At 73.6% G+C, this 20,258-nt stretch carries 15 protein-coding genes, 4 tRNA genes, 1 other RNA gene and 1 pseudogene; 9 read left to right on the forward strand and 12 right to left on the reverse strand.

Annotated features, from left to right (window positions below; all coding sequences use genetic code 11):
• Nucleotides 1–317: 317 nt before the first annotated feature.
• The 5 genes from ABZ172_RS12590 (at nt 318) to ABZ172_RS12610 (ending at nt 3,536) form a co-directional block, all read left to right on the forward strand.
• Nucleotides 318–653: an Lsr2 family protein gene (locus ABZ172_RS12590; RefSeq protein ID WP_356883117.1), complete on the forward strand. Its 336-nt coding sequence runs from the start codon at nt 318–320 to the stop codon at nt 651–653.
• A 152-nt stretch (nt 654–805) separates the two neighbouring features.
• Nucleotides 806–877, forward strand: a tRNA-Gly gene (locus ABZ172_RS12595).
• Nucleotides 878–956: 79 nt separating this feature from the next.
• Nucleotides 957–1,029 (forward strand) — tRNA-Gly (locus ABZ172_RS12600).
• A 196-nt stretch (nt 1,030–1,225) separates the two neighbouring features.
• Nucleotides 1,226–2,806, forward strand: a complete 1,581-nt coding sequence (locus ABZ172_RS12605) for a histidine kinase (RefSeq protein ID WP_356883119.1) — start codon at nt 1,226–1,228, stop codon at nt 2,804–2,806.
• Between the two features lie 657 nt (nt 2,807–3,463).
• Nucleotides 3,464–3,536: transfer RNA gene (locus tag ABZ172_RS12610), tRNA-Gly, on the forward strand.
• 50 nt (nt 3,537–3,586) lie between these two features.
• On the opposite strand, the gene ABZ172_RS12615 is transcribed toward ABZ172_RS12610, so the two are convergent.
• The 6 genes from ABZ172_RS12615 to ffs all read right to left on the reverse strand — a co-directional run bounded on the left by ABZ172_RS12615 (nt 3,587) and on the right by ffs (nt 12,993).
• Nucleotides 3,587–4,507 (reverse strand): phosphoribosylaminoimidazolesuccinocarboxamide synthase, encoded by a 921-nt coding sequence (locus tag ABZ172_RS12615; RefSeq protein ID WP_356883247.1) that lies wholly within the window; start codon nt 4,505–4,507, stop codon nt 3,587–3,589.
• A gap of 140 nt (nt 4,508–4,647) precedes the next feature.
• The gene (locus ABZ172_RS12620) at nt 4,648–6,111 is read right to left on the reverse strand and encodes a N,N-dimethylformamidase beta subunit family domain-containing protein (protein WP_356883121.1); all 1,464 of its coding nucleotides are present in this window, start codon (nt 6,109–6,111) and stop codon (nt 4,648–4,650) included.
• Between the two features lie 214 nt (nt 6,112–6,325).
• A complete protein-coding gene (locus ABZ172_RS12625) occupies nt 6,326–8,050 on the reverse strand; it encodes a hypothetical protein (RefSeq protein WP_356883123.1) in 1,725 nt (574 codons plus the stop codon).
• Between the two features lie 808 nt (nt 8,051–8,858).
• A complete protein-coding gene (purD, locus tag ABZ172_RS12630; protein ID WP_356883125.1) occupies nt 8,859–10,112 on the reverse strand; it encodes a phosphoribosylamine--glycine ligase in 1,254 nt (417 codons plus the stop codon).
• Nucleotides 10,113–10,580: 468 nt separating this feature from the next.
• Nucleotides 10,581–12,818 (reverse strand): DNA polymerase III subunit gamma and tau, encoded by a 2,238-nt coding sequence (locus ABZ172_RS12635; protein WP_356883127.1) that lies wholly within the window; start codon nt 12,816–12,818, stop codon nt 10,581–10,583.
• A gap of 78 nt (nt 12,819–12,896) precedes the next feature.
• An RNA gene (gene ffs, locus ABZ172_RS12640) (signal recognition particle sRNA small type) lies at nt 12,897–12,993 on the reverse strand.
• Between the two features lie 132 nt (nt 12,994–13,125).
• Here ffs and ABZ172_RS12645 point away from each other — a divergent pair.
• A tRNA-Ser gene (locus ABZ172_RS12645) sits at nt 13,126–13,210 on the forward strand.
• 227 nt (nt 13,211–13,437) lie between these two features.
• On the opposite strand, the gene ABZ172_RS12650 is transcribed toward ABZ172_RS12645, so the two are convergent.
• Nucleotides 13,438–14,025, reverse strand: a complete 588-nt coding sequence (locus ABZ172_RS12650) for a class IV adenylate cyclase (RefSeq protein ID WP_356883129.1) — start codon at nt 14,023–14,025, stop codon at nt 13,438–13,440.
• Nucleotides 14,026–14,473: 448 nt separating this feature from the next.
• Between ABZ172_RS12650 and ABZ172_RS12655 the strand changes: the two genes are divergently transcribed.
• Nucleotides 14,474–15,250, forward strand: a complete 777-nt coding sequence (locus ABZ172_RS12655) for an SDR family oxidoreductase (RefSeq protein WP_356883131.1) — start codon at nt 14,474–14,476, stop codon at nt 15,248–15,250.
• 150 nt (nt 15,251–15,400) lie between these two features.
• Here the strand turns inward: ABZ172_RS12655 and ABZ172_RS12660 are convergent, their stop codons facing one another.
• The 3 genes and pseudogenes from ABZ172_RS12660 to ABZ172_RS12670 all read right to left on the reverse strand — a co-directional run bounded on the left by ABZ172_RS12660 (nt 15,401) and on the right by ABZ172_RS12670 (nt 16,962).
• Complete coding sequence (locus tag ABZ172_RS12660) at nt 15,401–15,811, reverse strand: VOC family protein (RefSeq protein ID WP_356883133.1); 411 nt, start codon at nt 15,809–15,811, stop codon at nt 15,401–15,403.
• Nucleotides 15,812–15,816: 5 nt separating this feature from the next.
• Nucleotides 15,817–16,265 (reverse strand): annotated as a pseudogene (locus tag ABZ172_RS12665) (helix-turn-helix transcriptional regulator).
• 82 nt (nt 16,266–16,347) lie between these two features.
• Nucleotides 16,348–16,962, reverse strand: coding sequence for a glyoxalase (locus tag ABZ172_RS12670; RefSeq protein WP_356883135.1), 615 nt, complete (start codon nt 16,960–16,962; stop codon nt 16,348–16,350).
• Between ABZ172_RS12670 and ABZ172_RS12675 the strand changes: the two genes are divergently transcribed.
• A complete protein-coding gene (locus tag ABZ172_RS12675; protein ID WP_356883137.1) occupies nt 16,961–17,083 on the forward strand; it encodes a hypothetical protein in 123 nt (40 codons plus the stop codon). The two genes, ABZ172_RS12670 and ABZ172_RS12675, sit on opposite strands and share 2 nt — an antisense overlap.
• 385 nt (nt 17,084–17,468) lie before the next feature.
• Here the strand turns inward: ABZ172_RS12675 and ABZ172_RS12680 are convergent, their stop codons facing one another.
• Nucleotides 17,469–18,386: an SDR family oxidoreductase gene (locus ABZ172_RS12680; RefSeq protein WP_356883249.1), complete on the reverse strand. Its 918-nt coding sequence runs from the start codon at nt 18,384–18,386 to the stop codon at nt 17,469–17,471.
• An 85-nt stretch (nt 18,387–18,471) separates the two neighbouring features.
• On the opposite strand from ABZ172_RS12680, the gene ABZ172_RS12685 reads away from it, so the two are divergent.
• Nucleotides 18,472–19,050 (forward strand): helix-turn-helix domain-containing protein, encoded by a 579-nt coding sequence (locus ABZ172_RS12685; RefSeq protein WP_356883139.1) that lies wholly within the window; start codon nt 18,472–18,474, stop codon nt 19,048–19,050.
• A 339-nt stretch (nt 19,051–19,389) separates the two neighbouring features.
• Here the strand turns inward: ABZ172_RS12685 and ABZ172_RS12690 are convergent, their stop codons facing one another.
• On the reverse strand, nt 19,390–20,151 hold the full coding sequence (locus tag ABZ172_RS12690) for an IclR family transcriptional regulator C-terminal domain-containing protein (protein WP_356883141.1): 762 nt from the start codon (nt 20,149–20,151) through the stop codon (nt 19,390–19,392).
• Nucleotides 20,152–20,258 lie beyond the last annotated feature (107 nt).

Below are 20,258 nucleotides of genomic sequence, written 5' to 3' on the forward strand. Positions count from 1 at the left end.
AGCCTACCTGGCCAGAAATTCTACGCGGGTAGATATCACCCCGGGGCGATCACGGCGAGATATCGGAGGCAACGACTCACGGGAAAAATCCTGGAAAAAATCTTCACCCGGATTGCACATGGACCCGCAGCGGCAACACGCGGACGCAATTGGCCGGGCTTCACAATACGGCTCCCGCCGCTGTACAAATGAATACACGGGAAAGCACGATTACCCGGGAACAGTCGACACCAGTCGATCCGTATCCGCCCAGCCGCCGGAAGGCCGGCATCAACGCATGTCAGGCGTGACGATGCCGCAGGAAAGGACCGATATCCGTGGCTCAGCGCGTAGTGGTGACGCTCTCCGACGACATCGACGGGGGAGAAGCGGCAGAAACGGTCACCTTCGCCCTGGACGGGAAGTCGTACGAGATCGACCTCAATCCCGCCAATGCAAAGAAACTGCGTAAGACGCTGGCTCCGTACGTGACGGCCGGCCGAAAGCAGACAAACACCGGCAAGCGCGGCAGGCCCTCGGTCCCGTACCGCCACACCTCGCTGGCGCCGGACCCCGCGGCCGTCCGCGCCTGGGCCCGCTCGCACCGGATGGAGGTGCCGGCCCGCGGCCGCATCCCCAAGAAGGTCTACGAGGCGTTCGACGCGGCCAGTTGAGGGCAACGCCCGGAATGTTCCATTCCGATCTGCGTCCCTCCGCCCGCCGGAGGGACGCCCCGGGGAGCCGACTTGCACAACACCCCTGCAGGTCGGCTAGAGTCTGGAGCACGCCGAAGGGCAAGGCCGAAAAGCCGGGTCCGACGCAGCGTGCGGGTGTAGTTCAGTAGTAGAACATCCCCCTTCCAGGGGGAAGGCGCAGTGTGCAATTCCTGTCACCCGCTCTGCACTGCCTTACCGGGCCACTCAGTGGATCAGGTAGAGTAGTGAGCGCTCCACCGGTGAAAGCCGAGTGGCAGCAATGCGGACGTAGCTCAGTTGGTAGAGCGCAACCTTGCCAAGGTTGAGGTCGCCAGTTCGAACCTGGTCGTCCGCTCGTGACGCAAAGGCCCCGGTCGATATCGACCGGGGCCTTTGCCGTTTCCGGTGGTCGGCGCGTGCCGTGCGCGGGGAGCCCGCGTCGGGCCCGTCCGTGCCGGCACGGACGGCGAGCGCCGTGTCTGCGGTGAGCGGGTGGTTCCGCCGGGATCCACCTGGCCGAGCCCCGGACGGGGCCGAGGGGGATGCGTGCTGTGTGGGTAGGGACGCAGGTGCGGAGGTGGCGGGCGCGCAGCGGCTTCGACAAGATCGACCTCTATACGCGGGGCACTCTCCACGCCCTGGTGTGGATGGCGGTCGTGTGTCAGGCGCTGCTGTCGGTGACCCGCCCCGTGCGGTCCTCCGGCGCCCCTGCCGCGCTGATCGCCGGGACGGCCCTGATCGCGATCGCCCAGGGGTTCTGCTCGGGGCCGCTGGTGGCCCGGGGGATGGAGAGCTATCTGGTGCGCCGTCCGGTCGAGGGGCCGCTGCCGGCGCTCGGGGCCGCTCTGCTGCTCGCGAACACGGCGGGCCTGCTCGCGCTCGGCGCGTACACCGGGCCGGAGAGGTTCCCCGAGCTGCAGCTGGCCCTGGCCGCGGCGATCGTGCCGTTCACCACGTTCCTCGCCCTGACGGCCCCGCTGTGGATGTCCTGGGTGGCACCGCTCGTGCTGACGGCAGCGGTGGGCGCGGGCGCCGCGGCGGTGGGCGGCGGCGGGCCCTTCGTGCTCCGGACCTGTCTCGGGACGGCTTTCGCCGTGGGGCTGACGGTGGCGACGGTGCGGCTCTCCGCCTGGTCGCTGGGGGTGATGGCGCGGCTCCGTGACGCCCAGGACGTGAAGACCCGGCTGGCGGTCGCGGAGGAGCGGCTGCGGTTCGGGCGGGACATGCACGACGTCCTGGGCCGGAACCTGGCGGTGATCGCGCTGAAGAGCGAGCTGGCGGTCGAACTGGCGGAGCGCGGGAAGCCCTCGGCCAGGGAACAGATGGAGGAGGTCCAGCGCATCGCCCGCGTCTCCCAGCAGGAGGTCCGCGACGTCGTGCGGGGATACCGGGAGGCCGATCTCCGCACCGAACTCCTGGGCGCCCAGGGCGTCCTGCGGGCGGCCGGCATCGACTGCGCCGTCCACGGCGACGGAGGTGTCCGGCTGCCCGCCCCGGTGCGGTCGGCGCTCGGCTGGGCCGTACGGGAGGCGGCCACGAACGTGCTGCGGCACGGCGATCCGCGGCGGTGCGACATCCGGCTGGAGACCACCCCGGACGGCGTCCGGCTGGTGGTGGAGAACGACGGCGTGGGCCCGGGCGGTGGCGCGGGCGGGGGTGCTGGTGGCGCGGGTACGGGTCCCGGCGGGGGCGCGGGTCTCGGGGGCGGCGCGGGCTCCGGTGGGGGCGCGGGTCCGGGTGGCGCGGGTGCGGGCTCCGGCGAGGGCACGGGTCCTGGTGGTGGCGCGGGCTCCGGCGGTGGATCGGGGCTCGGCGATGGCGTGGGCTCCGGTGGGTCGGGGTTGCACGGGCTGCGCGAACGGCTGGCCGCGGTCGGCGGATCGCTGGAGGCCGGGCCGACGGGCGACGGCCGTTTCCACCTGACGGCAGCAGTCCCGCTGCCGTCGCCACGGGCTGACCGGGCGGACGCACCGCCTTCGCCGCGGGCCGACTCACCGCCGTCGCTACGGGCCGACTCGGCGGTCCCGCCGATCTCACCGCGGGCCCACCCGGAGGTTCCACTGCCTTCACCGCGGGCCGACCGGGCGGTCCCGCCGGTGGAGGGGCCGCCGACCGTCAGCGGTCCCGCGTGAACCCGCTCGGGCCACTGGCCACGCGCCACCTCACACCCCCGCCCCGTTCGGAGGGCGGGCTCTGGTCGGGAGAGCGGGGGCGGCAGCCACGCCCCGAAGCCGCGGGCGGCAGCCGCCGGCCACGGCCGGAAGGCGGAGGCGTCCCCCACCGATGGGCAGGGACGCCGGCCACGACCGGAAGACGTGGCGACAGACCACGACCGGAGGCCGGCCGCAGCGGCCGTGTGAGGGTGGCCACATCAGCGGTGGAGAGCCGCCCGGAGGACCGGCCGGGACCGCGCTGTTCCTCGGGGGCCGGCGACGCCGGACCGGCGAGGACAGCGAGGACGGCGAGCGTCCGGGTGTCCGCCCCGGGGACGGCCGGCGCCCGGCGGCGCCCCGGAGCGCGCGTACGGTGCGGACCGAAGACCGGCGCCCGCAAGTGGAGTTGACGGGCCGCGCGGCCCCCTCCGGCGCACCCCGTCGGACGCGGGCGGACCGGAGCGCCCGGGCCGGCGGTGGACCCGGCAGCGGTCGCGGAGGCCACCGGGAGAGCGGGGCCGTCGCGGCCCTGCCCGCCGGGCGGACGGTCCGGCGCCGGAGCCGGGAGGGGCCACTCGGCGGTGCGTCTCGCCGGGGTGAGAGGTTGGGTATAGTGGTCAGCGCGCTGCGGCGCATGCGAACGTAGCTCAGCTGGTAGAGCGCAACCTTGCCAAGGTTGAGGTCGCGAGTTCGAACCTCGTCGTTCGCTCCGTACAGAAAGGCCCCGGTCCTCGTGACCGGGGCCTTTCTGCGTCACCGCTACCGGGCCGACCAGCTCAGGCCCGTCAGAAGCTCGTACGCCTCCAGGTACTTGGCCCGGGTCGCGTCGACGATCGCCTGCGGCAGCGGCGGGGGCGGCTGCTCGCTGCGGCGGTCCCAGCCGGAGGCCGGCGAGGTCAGCCAGTCGCGCACGAACTGCTTGTCGTACGACGGCTGCGCCCTGCCCGGCTCCCAGACCTCGGCCGGCCAGAAACGGGAGGAGTCCGGCGTCAGCACCTCGTCCGCGAGGACCAGCTCCTCACCGCCGTCCTCGGTGGACGCGAAACCGAACTCGAACTTCGTGTCGGCGAGGATGATCCCGCGCTCACGGGCGATGTCCCGGGCACGGCCGTAGACGTCCAGCGTCGTACGACGCAGCAGGGACGCCGTCTCGGGGCCGACCTCGCGGGCCACCACCTCGTAGGAGACGTTCTCGTCGTGGTCGCCGACCGCGGCCTTCGTGGCCGGGGTGAAGATCGGCCCCGGCAGCTCGGACCCGTCGACGAGCCCCTCGGGCAGGCCGATGCCGCAGACCGTCCGGGACGCCTCGTACTCGGCGAGGCCGGAACCCGCGAGATAGCCGCGCGCCACGCACTCGACCTGGACCATCCGCAGCGAACGGCAGATCAGGGTCCGCCCGGCCCAGTCGGCGGGGGCCCCGGCGGGGAGCTCCGTCGACAGCACGTGGTGGGGCACGAGATCGGCGAGCTGGTCGAACCACCACAGCGACAGCTGGGTGAGCACGCGCCCCTTGTCCGGGATCTCGGTGGGCAGGACCCAGTCGTACGCGGAGATGCGGTCGCTGGCGACCATCACGAGGTCACCCGCCTCGTTCCGGTACAGGTCGCGCACCTTGCCGGTGTGCAGATGGGTGAGCCCCGGCACCTGCACGGGCTCGGGCTTTTCTACGAAACCGGACACGCTGCCTCCGCGTAGGTTGATCCAGGAGTCGTTCCGATTGTCCCGCATACGAGGAGCCCACGGCGCCGGGGGTCGCCCCGCGGACGGACCGGGTCACCCCTCCCCCACGCAGCCCGCCCGGGGCCTCCCCCGGCCGCCGCTCAGTCCCGCTTGCAGATCCGGTCGAGGAGATTGGCCGTGGCCCGCTGGATACGGGCGTCCACATGGCCGGGCCGGTCCAGGGCGGGCGACCAGGCGAAGGTGCCCGACGCGAAGACGAGCGCGCCCGACGGGGCGCGGTACAGCGAGGTCTCCTGGTGCCGGGTGGCCCCGTCGCCGTCGGTGTACGGGGAGTGCGCCAGCAGCATGCGGCTCTCGTGCTCGGGCAGCGACGTGCGCGGGAAGTAGCGGTCCGCCTCACCGGCCACCAGCCCGTCGATCTCGTCGCCCTCGGCCGCGCCGGTGGCCTCCCAGAGCCAGTGGCTCGCGTTGCGCACGACCATCGGGTGCGGCTCGGGGACCCGGCCCGCGTACTGGATACCGAGCAACTGCTGCTCGGGGCGGTCGATCTCGCGCCACAGCGCGGACTTCCCGGGGCCGCGGCGCTTGCGGCAGGTGAGGAGGCGGTCGGGGACGCCGGAGGGCGACGGGCCGAGGCCCACCTGCCAGTACATGGTGTTGGCCGAGAGGAAGACCAGCGAGGTGCCGGTGTCGCGGGCCAGCTCGGTGGTGCGGCGCATCGGCACCGACCAGTACTCGTCGTGCCCGGGGAAGACCAGCCCGCGGTAGCGGCTGGGATCGACGCGTCCGGCGTGCAGGTCGCGGGCGTCGGCGTACGCGAGGTCGTAGCCGTAGCGCTCGGCCCAGCGGATGAAGTCGTAGGCGTGGCCGACGTGCAGGGGCAGCCCGGCGCCCGCGTAGGGGCGGTCGAAGGACAGGGTGACGGCGGCGTCCTCCTCCCCCAGCAGCCGGCCCTCCTCGTCCCAGGCGTGGTAGAGGCTCGCGCCGGTGCGGCCGTCCTCGGGGTAGAGGTTGTAGGCCTGCCAGGTCACGTCGGGGAGCAGGAGCAGCAGGTCCGCCGGGTGGTCGTCGCGGATCGTGAAGGGGACGTGCGAGCGGTGGCCGTCGGCGGTGGTGAGCACGGCGACGTACGCGCCGACCGACCAGTAGCTGGGGATCTGCAGCCGCCAGGAGAGCCACCAGTGGTGGCAGGACACCGTCCGCTCCGCGGCCAGCGGGGCCGGCTGGACGATGCCGGAGAGGCGCGGGCTGGTGCTGATCTTGGCGGCGCCGTCACCCGCGTAGTGCCCGATGCGGTAGACGTCGACGGAGAACTGCTGGGGCGGGTCCACGGTGATGTGGAAGTCGATCGCCTCGCCGGGGGCCGCCGCACCGGGGGAGGCGAAGCCCTTGATCTGCTGGTGGACGTCGTCGGCCGAGCGGGTGCCCCCGCCGGTCCCGCCGCGGCCCAGGGCGGCGTCCGCGTACCAGGGGACGACCTGGCCGGTGTCGTCGAAGTAGTGCTCGCAGCCGCGCAGCCAGGGCAGCGGCCCCATTCCGAAAGGGTCGCTCACGGCGTGCGCGAGGGCACCCGATTCCCAGCGCCGGATGTGCTCAGCCCCCATCCCGCACCCCTCCCTCGTCCCCGACACCTCAGGTGCGCCGCCCACCGGCACCACACCAGCACATCACATTACGCACGCATACCGTTACCGTTCGTCGCGAATTGACGGGAACGAAGCCCATACTTCCGGGCATTGACGGGACATCTGGCGCATTGCACCGCCTAAGTGGACGGACGACCGTGCACTCAGGTCGACCGCAGCCCCACCCGCACCGTCAGCCCAGGCGTACGGGCTTGTCGGTGCGCACCCCGACCGCGGTGAGCCAGGAGAGCAGCGGCTCGGCGTCCCCGTCCTCGACGAGGCTGGACACCGGGGCGCCGAAGTCCGACCGGCGTCCGCCGTCGACCAGCAGCGCGGGCCCGTCGAGCCAGTCGAGCCCGGGCGCGGCCCCCGCCGTGTCCACCGCGGCGCAGCAGACCATCGCCACGACGTGGTCGGCGAGCAGCTCCGTGCCCGAGCGCGGGGGCTGGAGGGGGAAGAGCGGCAGCGGGACGGACCCCCAGAGCTCGGAGGCGTCGCCGCCCGCCCCCGACGGGCCGCCCGCCGGGGAGCCGTCGGCGCCGGGCCGCGGCGCCGCCGTCTCCTCGTCCCGGGCCGCGGCGGCGCCGATCCCGGCCGCGAGCGCCTCGCTGTCGGCCCCCGGTGCCGCGAGGTGGTCGATCACCCGGGCCAGCGTGGGGGCACCGTCGGTCCCCGGCGCCGCCGGACCGCCCACGGAGACGCTGCCGGGGACGCCCATGGCGTCGAGCACCCGGTGCAGCCGGCCGGCCTCCGTACGCCACTTCCGGTCGACGACCTCCTCCGGATACTGCTGCCAGTCGATCGGCGCCCACTCGGGACCGGGCTCGGCCGGCCCTCCGTGGAAGAGCCGGGCGGCGAGCAGCGAGGCGGCCTCGTCGGCCGCACCGGGCTCCTCGATCAGATCGCAGGCGGGACGCTCCCCGAGGCGTGAGGTGAAGCCCTCCGCCATTCGGTCGCGCCGCGACAGCTCCGTGAGCGCGGAGACGACACCCGCGTCGAGCCGCGAGGGCCAGCGCCCCATCCGCCAGGCAGGCAGCGCGACCCGGGTCAGCAGGCGGTCCCAGCCCGCGTAGGCGAGACCGACCTGCTCCTGGGCGACGATCCGCAGCCCGTAGTCCACCTCGTGCGCACGCCCCGACGCGGCAGTGGCGACGCAGCGCTCCATCTCGGCCGCATGCCCGCGGCAGCCGCGCAGCAGCACCCCGGCGATCCACCCGACGAACGCCGCGGGGATCCTGCGGGCGAACCCCTGGCCGGGCAGGGCGGCGTCGGCGACGGCGGCGTCCAGACCCCGCAGGAAACGGCGGGCGGCGGCTATGTCCGGGTGTGCGGCCGGCCCGGTGCCGGCGACGACCGGGGCGAGCACCGCCCGCAGCTCGGCGACCCTCATCCACCACAGGAAGGGGGACCCGATCACCAGCACGGGGGCCGCCGGGACCCGGCGGCCCCGCCGGAGCCCCGACCGCCCCTCGGCGGTATCGGCTTCCGACCGCGGGCGCGCGGCGGGGTGGGTACGGTCCTCCAGCCAGCTGTCGCAGTCCGGGGTGAGCGCTATGGCCGACGGCGCCGGGACGTCCAGCCGGTCTGCGAGGTCCCGGACCAGCCGGTAGAGATCGGGGGCCGCGGCCTCGGTGAGCGGGACGGTGGGGCTGACCGCCGGCCTGGCACGCGCCACCGCGAGGGCGACACCGGCGGCGACCAGCAGGACCACGACGGCGCAGGCCGTCACCACCCAGCTGACCGTGGTCCAGACGCCTGGACCGATGTGCCCCTGCGCGACCGCTGCGAGCAGCACGACCGACGCGGCCGCCGGAAGGATCGCCAGGGCGGTGGCTCTGCTGCGGACGCGCAGCAGAGCCACCGCCCTGGCCCGCGCTGCGTGCGCACCGAGCTCCTCAACCGAACCGGTACCGGACACGGCCGTAGGTCACCCCCTCTGCCCCCGCGACGGTGTTGGTCACTCCCCCACTGTGGCACCCGTCACCGACATCGCAATGCCGGTGGGCCAAGTGCCCGAACGCTTGCGCCGCACCCTAGTTGGGGCCCCGGCGGGCGTCATCCGGATGGCTCAGCCGTCACCCGATGGAATGGCTTTGGGCAAAGCTGCTGACGCGCCGGTGCGGAGCCGTTCAGCGATACGACGGCCCTGCCGGGAGCGCGGGAGACGCGCTGCTCGGCGCCGTGCCGGGGGCACGGGAGACGCGCCGCTCGACGCCGTGCCGGGGGCACGGGAGACGCGCCGCTCGACGCCGCGCGAGACCCACGGGGGACGTCTGCTCGACACCCGCGCGAGACCCACGGGGGACGTCTGCTCGGCGCCGAGCCGGGAGCGGGCGTCCTCGTGGGTCCCGCGGCCTCGGGTGCGCGGGGCGGACCGGTAGGGCGCGGCGGTACCGGTAGGGGGCGGTACGGGTGCGGGGCCGCGTGCGGGCGGCTCTCCCCGGATCGTCCGTCCAGGGCACCAGGCGCCCCGGGCGGACCCGATGCCCGATGCACACCGGATACACCGGATACACCGGATACACCGGATACACCGGACCTCCCGGGTCACTGGCTCTGCGGACCCCGGGCCGTCCTCGGGCCGGCCCGGACGGCCCCGGACGCACCCGTGCCCGGCGCCGCCGCCTGCGCGGTGGGCCGGGCACGGGTTCGGAGCCGGGCGGCGGAGCGAAAGAGGACCGGGCGCGGAGCGAAGGAGGGCCGGACACCCGGCCCTCCGACGGGCCTCAGGCCTCTTCGGCGGCCTTGCGGGCGATGTCCGTACGGTGCTGGGAGCCGTCGAGTCGGATCCGGCCGACGGCGGCGTAGGCACGCTCGCGGGCCTGCGTGAGGTCCTTGCCGGTCGCCGTGACGGAGAGCACGCGGCCTCCGGCGCTGACGACGGCGTCGCCGTCCCGCCGGGTACCGGCGTGCAGCACGAACGCGTCCGGCGCATCCTGCGCCACCACGTCCGCGAGGCCCTCGATCGGGTCTCCCGTCCGGGGGGTGTCCGGGTAGTTGTGCGAGGCGATGACCACGGTGACGGCGGCGTCGTCGCGCCAGTTCAGCTCCGGTACGACGTCCAGGGTGCCGTTCGCGGAACCGAGCAGGACCCCGGCGAGCGGCGTCTTCAGCCGGGCCAGGACCACCTGGGTCTCGGGGTCACCGAAGCGGGCGTTGAACTCGATGACCCGCACACCGCGCGAGGTGATCGCGAGGCCCGCGTACAGCAGCCCGGAGAACGGGGTACCGCGTCGGCGGAGCTCGTCGACGGTCGGCTGCAGGACCGTCTGCATGACCTCCTCGACCAGCTTCGGGTCCGCCCACGGGAGCGGGGAGTACGCGCCCATGCCACCGGTGTTCGGGCCCTCGTCGCCGTCCAGGGCGCGCTTGAAGTCCTGGGCGGGCTGGAGGGGCAGCACCGTGGTGCCGTCGGTGATCGCGAAGAGGCTCACCTCGGGGCCGTCGAGGAACTCCTCGATGACCACGCGGTCGCAGGCCAGGGCGTGGGCACGGGCGGCTTCCACGTCGTCGGTGACGACGACACCCTTGCCGGCCGCGAGACCGTCGTCCTTGACGACGTACGGGGCACCGAAGGCGTCCAGCGCCTCGTCGATCTCGGCGGGGGTCGTGCAGACGTAACTGCGGGCGGTCGGGACGTTGGCACCGGCCATCACGTCCTTGGCGAACGCCTTGGAGCCCTCCAGCAGGGCCGCCTCGCGCGAGGGGCCGAAGCAGGGGATGCCGGCCGCGCGCACGGCGTCGGCGACACCGGCGACGAGCGGCGCCTCCGGGCCGACGACCACCAACTCGGCGCCCAGCTCGGTCGCGAGACGCGCGACGGCGTCACCGTCGAGCGCGTCGACCGGGCGCAGTTCGGCCACCTCTGCGATACCGGCGTTGCCGGGTGCGCAGTACAGAGCGGTGACGTCGGGGTCGAGGGACAGAGAGCGGCACAGGGCATGTTCGCGGGCGCCGCCGCCGATGACGAGGACCTTCACGGGATGCAGCCTAACCGCCGGGGACCGGGGGCCTCGACGGCCGCCGCTCCGTGGACAGCACGCGGGCCCGGCGGGGAAAGCAGGTGCGGCCGACGGGGGAGCACACAGGGACAGCGGGGAGGGCGGACGGGGCTCCGGAGCGGGATCGGCTCGGGCAGAGCCCGGTAGCCGGGGCGCTCGCGTACGACCCGGTGGCCCGGGAGGCGTGGCAGACGTGCGGCCCGGCACCACAGCCGGCCCCCTGCCGACCCGGCGGCCCCGAAGGGTCGACCGACGTACGGCCCGGGGAGGACGGACGTTAGGCCCGGGAGGGCGGACGTAAGGCGGCCCGTCACGAGCGACGGACGTACGACCCGGGAGGACGGACGCACGGCCCGTCAGGGGCGACCGATGTAAGGCCCCGGGAGGTGCGACGTACGCACGGCCCGGCGGTCGGCCGGCCACCGGTGGCGCGCACGCCGCGGGGTGCTACTCGTTCGTGAACTCCTCGACGACCGTGGCGCCCAACTCGCGGACGATCAGGTCGTGGCCGGAGAGCGCGGAGTCGACGAGGTCGGGATCGTCCGCCTCGGCGGTGTCGTCCTCGGGGGCGACGGCGTGCGGCGGCTCGGGGGCGCGCTCGTACGCGGAGGGTTCGGGCCGCCCGGCCTGCTGCTGCGTCGGAGGCTGCTGAGCGGGCTGCGGGGCCGGCTCCGGAGCGGCGGGCCGGGGCTCGTACGCCGGAGCCGGGGGCGGAGGCGCGGGTGCGGGCTGGTACGGAGCTGCCGGGGGCCTGCCACCGCCCCCGCCGGTCTGCGAGGGCTGGCCACCGCCGCCCGACGGGTCGACCACCGCGTCGACCCGCCACTTGGCGTTGAACTGCTCGGCGAGCGCCTGCTTGAGGACCTCCTCGCTGCCGCTGCTCGTGAAGGTGTCACGGGCACCGGCGTTGAGGAAGCCGATCTGCAGGGTGCTGCCGTCGAAGCCGGTGACCTGGGCGTTCTGGCTGAGCAGGATCCAGGTGAACCGGCGGCGGTTCTTCACCGCGTCGAGGATGTCCGGCCACATGTTCCGCACCTGCGCGGCGCCCTGTGCCATGCCCTGCCCGCCGGGAGCGGGCGCCTGCGCGGCGGGAGCCGGGGCCGGGGCAGCCGGAGCGGGGGCGGCGGCAGGCGCGGGAGCCTGCGGCATCCCGCCGCCGGGGGCGGAGGCGGTCGGCCAGCCACCCGGCCTGCGTGCCGGCTCCGCACCGGCCGCGCCGCCGCCGGCTCCGGCCGCCGAGGGCCAGGCCCCGGGGCGCTGGCCCGCGGGCGCCGGAGCCTGCTGGGGCTGGGCGGGCTGGACCGGGGCCTGGGCGTGCCCGGACGGGGGCGCCTCCTGCGGCGCCGTCGTCGGCCGGGGCTGCGGCTGCTGCTGGTACTCCGGGGCGGCCGCCGCCTCCGCGGCCCGGGCCGCGGAGGGACCTGCGACGCCTCCCGCACTTCCGGCGGGCATCCCGACGCCCGCCCCGTGCGCCTCCGGACCCGGCACATACCCCAGGGCGGGGCCGGAGCCGGCCGCGGCGAGGGAGGCCCCGCGCTCCAGCCGGTCGAGGCGGGCCTGGAGCGAACGCTCGTCGTCGAAGGCGCCGGGCAGCAGCACCCGGGCGCAGATCAGCTCCACCTGGAGCCGGGGCGAGGTCGCCCCGCGCATCTCGGTGAGCCCCTCGTTGACCAGGTCGGCGGCGCGGCTCAGCTCCGCGGCGCCGAACACGGAGGCCTGCGCCTGCATCCGCTCCACCACGTCGGCCGGCGCATCGATGAGGCCCTTCTCCCCCGCATCGGGCACGGCGGCCAGGATCACCAGGTCGCGGAGCCGCTCCAGCAGGTCGGCGACGAAGCGCCGGGGGTCGTTGCCGCCCTCGATCACACGGTCCACGACCTCGAAGGCCGCCGCCCCGTCGCCCGCCGCGAAGGCGTCCACGACCGAGTCCAGCAGGGACCCGTCCGTGTAGCCGAGGAGCGAGGTCGCCATGGCGTATGTCACACCGTCGTCGCCCGCACCGGCCAGCAACTGGTCCATCACCGACATGGAGTCACGCACCGACCCCGCACCGGCCCGCACCACGAGCGGGAGCACCCCGTCCTCGACGACGCTGCCCTCCCTGCCGCACACGTCCGCGAGGTAACCGCGCAGCGTCCCGGGCGGGACCAGCCGGAAGGGGTAGTGGTGCGTACGCGACCGGATCGTGCCGATGACCTTCTCGGGCTCGGTGGTGGCGAAGATGAACTTGAGGTGCTCCGGCGGCTCCTCGACCACCTTCAGCAGGGCGTTGAACCCCGCCGGGGTGACCATGTGGGCCTCGTCGATGATGTAGATCTTGTACCGGCTCGACGCGGGCCCGAAGAACGCCTTCTCCCGCAGGTCACGGGCGTCGTCCACACCACCGTGCGAGGCCGCGTCGATCTCGATGACGTCGATCGAACCCGGCCCGTTGCGCGCGAGGTCCTGGCAGGACTGGCACTCCCCGCACGGGGTGGGCGTGGGGCCCTGCTCGCAGTTCAGACAGCGGGCGAGGATGCGCGCGCTGGTCGTCTTCCCGCAGCCGCGCGGCCCGCTGAAGAGGTACGCGTGATTGACCCGGTTGTTCCGCAGGGCCTGCTGCAACGGGTCAGTGACATGCTCCTGACCGATGACCTCGGCGAAGGACTCGGGGCGATAGCGGCGGTAGAGCGCAAGGGACGACACATCTACGAGGTTATCGGGGCGCACCGACAACCGGTCCCGCCCGGGACCCGGCGCCCGGCGGAACACCCGTTCCGGACACGCAAGGGCCCCCCACGCACCCGCCAGAGCCAACCTACCCTTGCTGCCTTCCGGCCCTGGGGGAGTTCAGTCAGATAGCGCCACGTGAGGGGCTGACGCCCACCTTAGCCGATCCAGACCCCCTGCCGTCCACCCGCTCCCCTCCCCCATCCCTCCCGGAGGACGGTCCGGAACGATCTCCGGGAGACGTGTTCGCGAGCACCCTCCAACGTCTTGTATTGTTTGCCGCGGAGGATTCGCCTAGTGGCCTAGGGCGCACGCTTGGAAAGCGTGTTGGGGGCAACCCCTCACGAGTTCGAATCTCGTATCCTCCGCCGTTGCTCTCACCGGGCAATACGTCGAAGGGCCCCGCAGCTTGCTGCGGGGCCCTTCGGCGTTGAGGTGGTCTCACTCGCGCACCACTGGCACCACGCCGGCATTGATCCGGCTCCTGCGCGGCAGCTGCAGCCGCGGACAGACTGCCGTGGGCGGGATCGGCAGTGCCGGGCAGGTCCTCCGACGCGTCGCGGCCGGTTCTATAAGCACAGCTCGGTCCGCAGGATCACTTGCTCGGGGCGGCTGCGGCGGCCGGAGCCTGCTTGTCGGCGTCGGTGAAGAGGAGAGTGGGTTCGGCCAGGATGTCCCTGCCGGACTCGCTCTTGTAGATCTCGTCGACGCTGCCGAAGCGGGCTTCGGAGTAGTCGAGGTCGAGCAGGGCGGCTGCCTGGCGGACCGATGCCTCGTCGGGGCCCTCGATCTCGACGAAGGTGGGGAGGTCCGGCCAGGTGTCGAAGTCGAAGGCGACCTCGCCGAGGCGCCATTCCTCGCGGTAGTTCTCCTGGTACCGGACCTCGCGCATGCCGAGGCTGCGCAGGATCTCGGCCATGGCGTGCAGATCCGTCACCTCGGTCTCGATCTCGGTGGTGCCGTTGATCGTGGTGGGGTCGGTGACCTGCTTGAGCGTGAGCGTCGATCGGGTGCCCTCGTCCCGCAGGCGCACCCAGGCGCCTCCTTCGAGTGCGTCGCTCTCGAAGATCCTGCGGGTCAGAAGGGTGCGCGGAAACGCCTGCGTGGCGCCCAGAGCGGTCAGCTGGTTCTGGAGGCCGGTGACGTCGACGGCGAGGAACGTGGCTTCGTACTCGTGCTTCACGGGTTCTTCCTTCGTACGAGGGGAGAGTGCGGGCCGCGAGGAGCAGGCCCACCCGGTGAGGGTGGTCCCGGAGCCGGCCGATGGGGGCTCGCTCGGTGAATCGGGGATACGCGGGGCCCGTAGGACATGCCGGTCACCGATGAAATGACACCGGAGGCCGGTCCCCGCGGCCAGGAGAACAGCACCTATCTGTAGCCAGTGGGCGATCCGGTGAACGCGGCAACTCGCAGGGCTTGTTCAGCCTTGACAGCTTCTTGGCCTCCGCCGCGGAGGCGATCGCTGTGAGCGGCGGGGTCGGAACGCTTGGCGGTGGTGGGGTGGCAGGCTCGTCAGTGGGGGAACTTCCGGCTGCGTTTCCTCGAAGGTCTCCCGCTCCTCCTTCCTCCCCGTCAGGCCGTCGTGTAGACAGCTCGGGGCGTCTTGACGCGAGGGACGAGGGGGAGGGTGCATGGCCGGGTTGGGCAGGCTCGACGGCAGGCGGGCTCTGGTGATCGGTGGTGGCGGGGCGGGGATCGGCCGGAGCATCGTCCGTGCCTGTGCGGACGCCGGCGCGGCGGTGGCCGTGGTCGATGTGGATGCGGCACGGGCGGAGGAGGCCGCGAGCGAGGTGCGGGCGGCCGGGCGGGTGGCCCATGCGCTGAGCGGTGACGTCCGTTCCGCCGAGCAGCTCGAGGCTGTGATCGTCGGCGCGGCCGAACGGCTCGGCGGGCTGGACACCCTGGTCACGGTGGTCGGCGGGCAGGTGGCGTTCGTACCCGCGGTCAGGCTGCACGAGATGGCCGACGAGGACTGGGACACCGTCTACGAGGTGAACCTGCGTTACGTGGCCCGCGCGGTGCGGCACGTGCTGCGGCTGTTCCTGGAGCAGGGCACCGGCGGGAACATCGTCAGCATCGGCTCGGTCACCGGATTCATGGCGGCGCCGCGGCAGGCCGGTTACGGGGTCGCCAAAGCGGGGCTGTACAGCCTGGCGCGGACGGTCGCCGCCGAGTACGCGGCCGACGGGATCCGGATGAACGTCGTCGCGGGTGGGGCGATCAGTACCGCCGTCAACGCCGGGTCCTCCGGCGCGTGGGTCCCCGAGATCCCGGCGGGGCGCTACGGCACGTCGGAGGAGGTGGCTGCCGCGGCCGTCTACCTGGCCTCGGACGAGGCCCGTTACATCACCGGTCAGCAGATCGTGCTCGACGGCGGCGTCTCGGTCCGTGGCCCCTTTCCCGAGTAGTGGCCCTTTTCCCGAGTAGGTGAGCGGCCGTCACCGCCCTCCTCGGGGAGGAGGCCGCAGCGATGGTCCGGGGCAGGCGGAAGACGCTGACACCGCGCGCCGGAAGGGCCGCGCGCGCACCGGTCCGGGCCGGTGGGCGCGGCCGGGCGCTCAGCGGAGTTCCTGGATGCGGATCAGGTTGCCCGCGGGGTCGCGGAAGGCGCAGTCGCGCACGCCGTACGGCTGCTCGGTCGGTTCCTGGACCACCTCGGCGTCACCGGCCTGCACCTTCTCGAAGGTGGCGTCGAGATCCCGGGTCGCCAGGAGGATCCAGCCGTAGGTGCCCTTCGCCATCATCTCGGCGACGGTGCGGCGTTCGTCCTCGGTGATCCCGGGATCGACGGCCGGCGGCGCCAGCAGGATCGACGTGTCGGGCCGGCCGACGGGGCCGACCGTGATCCAGCGCATCGCTCCGGATCCGACGTCCTTGCGGACCTCGAACCCCAGGGTGTCGCGGTAGAAGGCCAGGGCCGCGTCCGGGTCGTCGTGCGGGAGGACGCTGGTGTGAATGGTGATGTCCATGCCGGTCACGCTAGGGGCTGTCCTGTGGCCCGGGCTTCTCGATTCCTGACCGGTCTGGTCATCTGTTTCGCCACGCACGCCGGCACTCCCTCCGCCCCGCCGGCCGCCCGGCGCCGGTAGGTGCTGGGCGGCATGCCGACGAGTTCCGTGAAGCGTGTGCTGAAGGTGCCCAGCGACGAACAGCCGACCGCGAAGCAGACGTCGGTGACGCCGAGGTCCCCCGGCGCAGCAGCGCCATCGCCCGCTCGATGCGCCGCGTCATCAGATAGCCGTACGGCGACTCGCCGTAGGCGGCCCGGAACCGGCGGCTCAGGTGCCCGGCCGACATGTTCACGCCCCGGGCGAGCGCCTCCACGTCCAGGGGCTGCGCGTACTCCCGGTCCATCCGGTCGCGGACCCGGCGCAGCAGGGCCAGATCGCGCAGGTGCCGGGTCTCGGACGGTCTGCTCGTCACAGGGGCGATCGTGCCATGCGGCCCGCCGGGAAGGACGCGTTCCGCCGTTCCGGTGTACGTGACGGGACAGCCGGGGCGCCGGTCAGTGCGGGGCCTTCTCCCACTCGAAGCCGTCCGGGTCGGCGAACGGGCCGCTGTCGCCGGTGAGCACGATCCGGTGCGACCCGGTGCCGTCCGGCGGTACCCCGGCGTCCTTGGCGAGGGCGCGGCGACCGTAGAGAGCGAGCGTGACGGGGCTCGACGGCAGCTCGAACTCGACGTACTTCCGGCCGAAGCTCTTCCCCACGGTGAAGCCCCGGTCGACGTAGAACCGCTTGCTCGCCAGCACGTCCTCGGCTCCCAGGAGGAGCACGAGGCGGTCGATCTGCCGGGTGGCCGGGCCCTTGTCCTTCTTGGCCGAGGTGGCGATCTTCCAGAGGGTCCCGTCGGGAGCCTGTACGACGCCTCCGTAGCCCCACAGGGACTTCTTGACCGGCTTCACCGGCGAGGCACCGGCCGCGAGGGCGGAGTCGACGAGGGCGTCGACCGTGGAGGGCTGGGAGACCGTGAGGGACAGCGTGAAGCCGCGGAAGCCGGTCGACGGCGCCTCCGAGGCCCGCACGCGGAGCTCGGGGCCCAGGCCGAAGGCGGTGGCGTAGAACTGTTCGGCGGCGACGGGGTCGGCCACGTCGAGGGTGACGGATGTGAGAGAAGCCATGGGTCGACGCTATGGCGGCTCGACGCCGCGCGCTTCTCGATTCCTGACCGGTCGGGGATCGGCTTCTGATGGCTTCTGGCTGGTCGGGGTCGTCTACGGACCGGTCGAGGTCACCTACTGACCGGCCGGGGGCGGTCGTGACTGGTCAGGAGCTGGGGTCCGGGACCGTGCGGCTCCGCGGTGCTTGCGTGCCGGGCGGTGACCACGGACCGCCACGGGCGTTCCGGCGTCGGCCGACCGGCACAGGCATACCGGCACAGGCATACCGGCACAGGCGTACCGGCACGCGCGTACCACCCCGCCGCCGCGCGGGTGAGCACCGGCCCGCAGTACCGGGCCACAGCCGCCCCGCGCCGGTGGCCCGCCCGTACGGCCGCCCCGGGAGACCGCGCACCGGCCCCGGACCCCTCGGCCCCCGGCACCGTCCCGGCCGTGGGGGGAGCGCTCGCACGAACCCGTCGATCCGTGGGGCCCGGGGCGGGGCCCGGGGTGGCTGCTCGCGCCGCTCAGGCGGCCGGGGCGGTGAAGTAGTGGCCCTTGTCGAGGTCTTCGAGCAGGCCGGGGTGGGTCGGCCGCCAGTCGAGCAGTTCGCTCGTGAGGGTGTGGGACGCCGTGACGTCGAGTGCGAGGAACCCGCTCAGCCAGGAGAAGTGTCCGGCCGCGTCCGCCGGGTCCACGGAGGTGACCGGCACGTCGAGGTGGCGGCCGATCACCTCGGCGATGTCGCGGATCGTGACGCCCTCCTCGGCCACGCCGTGCAGTACCGAGCCCGCGGGTGCCTTGTCCAAGGCCAGCCGGAACAGTCGTGCGGCGTCCAGGCGGTGGACCGCGGGCCAGCGGTTGGTGCCGTCCCCGAGGTAGCCGGAGACGCCGTGCGCGCGGGCGGTGGCCACCAGGGTGGCCAGGAAGCCGTGGTCCCCCTCGCCGTGGCAGGTGGGGGAGAGCCGCACGACGGAGGCGCGGACGCCGCGCGCGGCCAGGGCGAGGGCCGCCTGCGAGGTGGTCGCCCGTATCGAGGTCGGGGAGCCGTCGATCGTCGGCATGTCCCGCTCGGTGGTCACCCGCCCGGTGGTGAGGCCGGCGACACCGGAGGCGATGACGAGGGGCCGGTGGGTGCCCGCCAGCACGTCGCCGAAGGCGTCGACGGCACGGCGGTCGGCCTCGGCCGCGCCCTGGAAGTCGCCGGTGAAGGCGATGTCGTGCTTGAAGGCGAGGTGGATCACGCCGTCCGACGCGGCGGCCGTGTCCCGCAGGACGCCGAGGTCGTCGACGGTGCCGCGGACCACGTCGGCCCCGGCCGCGGTGAGCGCGGCGGCGGAGGCCTCGGAGCGGGCGAGGCCCACCACCCGGTGGCCCGCGTCGATGAGCTCGGGCACGACGGCGGAACCGATCCAGCCGGACGCACCGGTCACGAAAACACGCATGGAGAACTCCGGAACTGTTGATGTCATGGACTGACATCAAACGTAGCACTCGATGTCAGTCCCTGCCATCACGTAGGATCCGTCCATGGGTAGATGGGAGCCGAACGCGCGAGGACGCCTGGCGGAGGCGGCGTTGGAGCTCTACAGCGAACGCGGATTCGAGCAGACCACCGTGGCGGAGATCGCCGGACGCGCCGGGCTCACCGAGCGGACCTACTTCCGGCACTACGCCGACAAGCGCGAGGTCCTCTTCAGTAACTCCGAGCTACAGGACCTGCTGGTCGCGGCGACCGAGGGCGCTCCGGCGGCCCTGGCGCCGATCGACGTGCTGGCGGTGGGCCTCGACGCGGTCTCCGAGATGTTCGAGGACCGGCGTGCCCATGCGCGGAAGCGTCAGGCCGTCATCGCGGCCAACGCCGAGCTCCAGGAACGCGAGCTGATCAAGCTCGCCTCGCTGTCGGCCGCGCTCGCCGGGACCCTGCGCCGCCGCGGTGTCCCGGAACCGGCCGCCGGGCTGACCGCCGAAGCGGGGATCGCCGTCTTCAAGGTCGGCTTCGAGCGCTGGCTCGCGGAGTCCGAGGAGCGCGGGATGGCGACGGTGATGCGGGAACTGCTGGGCGAGCTCAAGGCCGTGGCCGCCGGCGGACACGGACACGGCGCGTAGTCCTCCGCCGGGCCGGTCACCGCAGGCCCTCCCCCCGGATCCCTCCTCCGGGCCGGTCACCGCAGGCCCTCCCCGGAACCCTCCTCCAGGCCCGTGCCCCGCAGGACCCCGCCCGCCCGTGCCGGTCCCCGCAGGACCTTCCCGGGCCGGTCCGCCGCAGGCCGCCCCGGCGGGCCGTCTCGTGGGCCCGGCCTCGCCGCAGACCGCCGCGTGCGACCCTCCCCCGCCGCAGACCGCCGCGTCCCCCTCCCCCGCTCACCCGCGGCCGGCGGCATGCAACAGGCGGCAGGCAGCAGGCAGCCAGCGTCGGACGGCAGCCACCCGGCAGCAGGGCCCGCCTCAGCCGCCGAAGGAGAGGCCCCTGGTCACCCGGTCCGCCGACGACAGCAGGCTGGCCCGGACCTGACCGGTCCGGTACATCCGGTCCGCACGGAACGAGACGCCGAGCGAACCGAGCGTGGTGCCGTGGCGGACCGGCACGGCGATGCACACCGTGCCGAGGTCGTACTCCTCGCGGTCCATGACCACCGGCGTCGGCGGCGACGAATCGAGCTGCCGGATCAGCTCCTCCCGGTGCGTGAGCGTGCGGGGGGTGAGATCGGTGAGGGCGTGCCGCGAGAGGTACTCGGCGCGTGCGTCGTCGTCCAGTTCGCGCAGGACGCACTTGCCGAGCGCCGTGGCATGGCCCGCGTCCTCGAACCCCACCCAGAGGTCGACCCGCGGTGTCTGCGGGCTGTCGACGATCTCGGCGATCCTGATCTCACCCTCCTCGTAGAAGGTGAGGTAGGCGGCGGCCGACAGCTCGTCCCGCAGGGCGGCGAGGGCGGGGCGGACCCGGCTCATCGGGTCCCGGGCGGGACGGTCGCCTCCCAGGTCACCGCCGAGGTCCTCGCCCAGCACGAAGCCGCCGTCCTCCAGGCCGCGCACGCAGCCGTCCCGCACGAGGGTCCGCAGGACGCGCAGGGCCGTGTCGACGGGCAGGCCCGCAACCCTCGCCAGCCGTTCCGCGGACGCCCCGGCCGGGTGCGCCGCGACCGCGTCCAGCAGGCGCATCGCCTGCTGGACGGATGTCATGGGCGCGCGGCCCACTCGGTCACCCATCACACCAGCGTGACCCCGCCGCCCGGAGACGGCAAGACAGGACTGCCCGCCCCGGCGGGGCAGCCCGCCGCACCGCGGCCCGGGGCGTCCGGGGGCGCACCGGCCGG

Source organism: Streptomyces sp. NPDC006296, assembly GCF_040613235.1.
Classification (GTDB): domain Bacteria; phylum Actinomycetota; class Actinomycetes; order Streptomycetales; family Streptomycetaceae; genus Streptomyces.

Bases quoted from the DNA above. Each gene is read 5' to 3' on its own strand.
- ABZ172_RS12620 (WP_356883121.1), bottom strand. From the start codon at position 6,111: ATGGGGGCTGAGCACATCCGGCGCTGGGAATCGGGTGCCCTCGCGCAC.
- ABZ172_RS12655 (WP_356883131.1), top strand. From the start codon at position 14,474: ATGGCCGGGTTGGGCAGGCTCGACGGCAGGCGGGCTCTGGTGATCGGT.
- ABZ172_RS12660 (WP_356883133.1), bottom strand. From the start codon at position 15,811: ATGGACATCACCATTCACACCAGCGTCCTCCCGCACGACGACCCGGAC.
- ABZ172_RS12675 (WP_356883137.1), top strand. From the start codon at position 16,961: ATGGGTCGACGCTATGGCGGCTCGACGCCGCGCGCTTCTCGATTCCTG.
- ABZ172_RS12670 (WP_356883135.1), bottom strand. From the start codon at position 16,962: ATGGCTTCTCTCACATCCGTCACCCTCGACGTGGCCGACCCCGTCGCC.
- ABZ172_RS12680 (WP_356883249.1), bottom strand. From the start codon at position 18,386: ATGCGTGTTTTCGTGACCGGTGCGTCCGGCTGGATCGGTTCCGCCGTC.
- ABZ172_RS12685 (WP_356883139.1), top strand. From the start codon at position 18,472: ATGGGTAGATGGGAGCCGAACGCGCGAGGACGCCTGGCGGAGGCGGCG.
- ABZ172_RS12690 (WP_356883141.1), bottom strand. From the start codon at position 20,151: ATGGGTGACCGAGTGGGCCGCGCGCCCATGACATCCGTCCAGCAGGCG.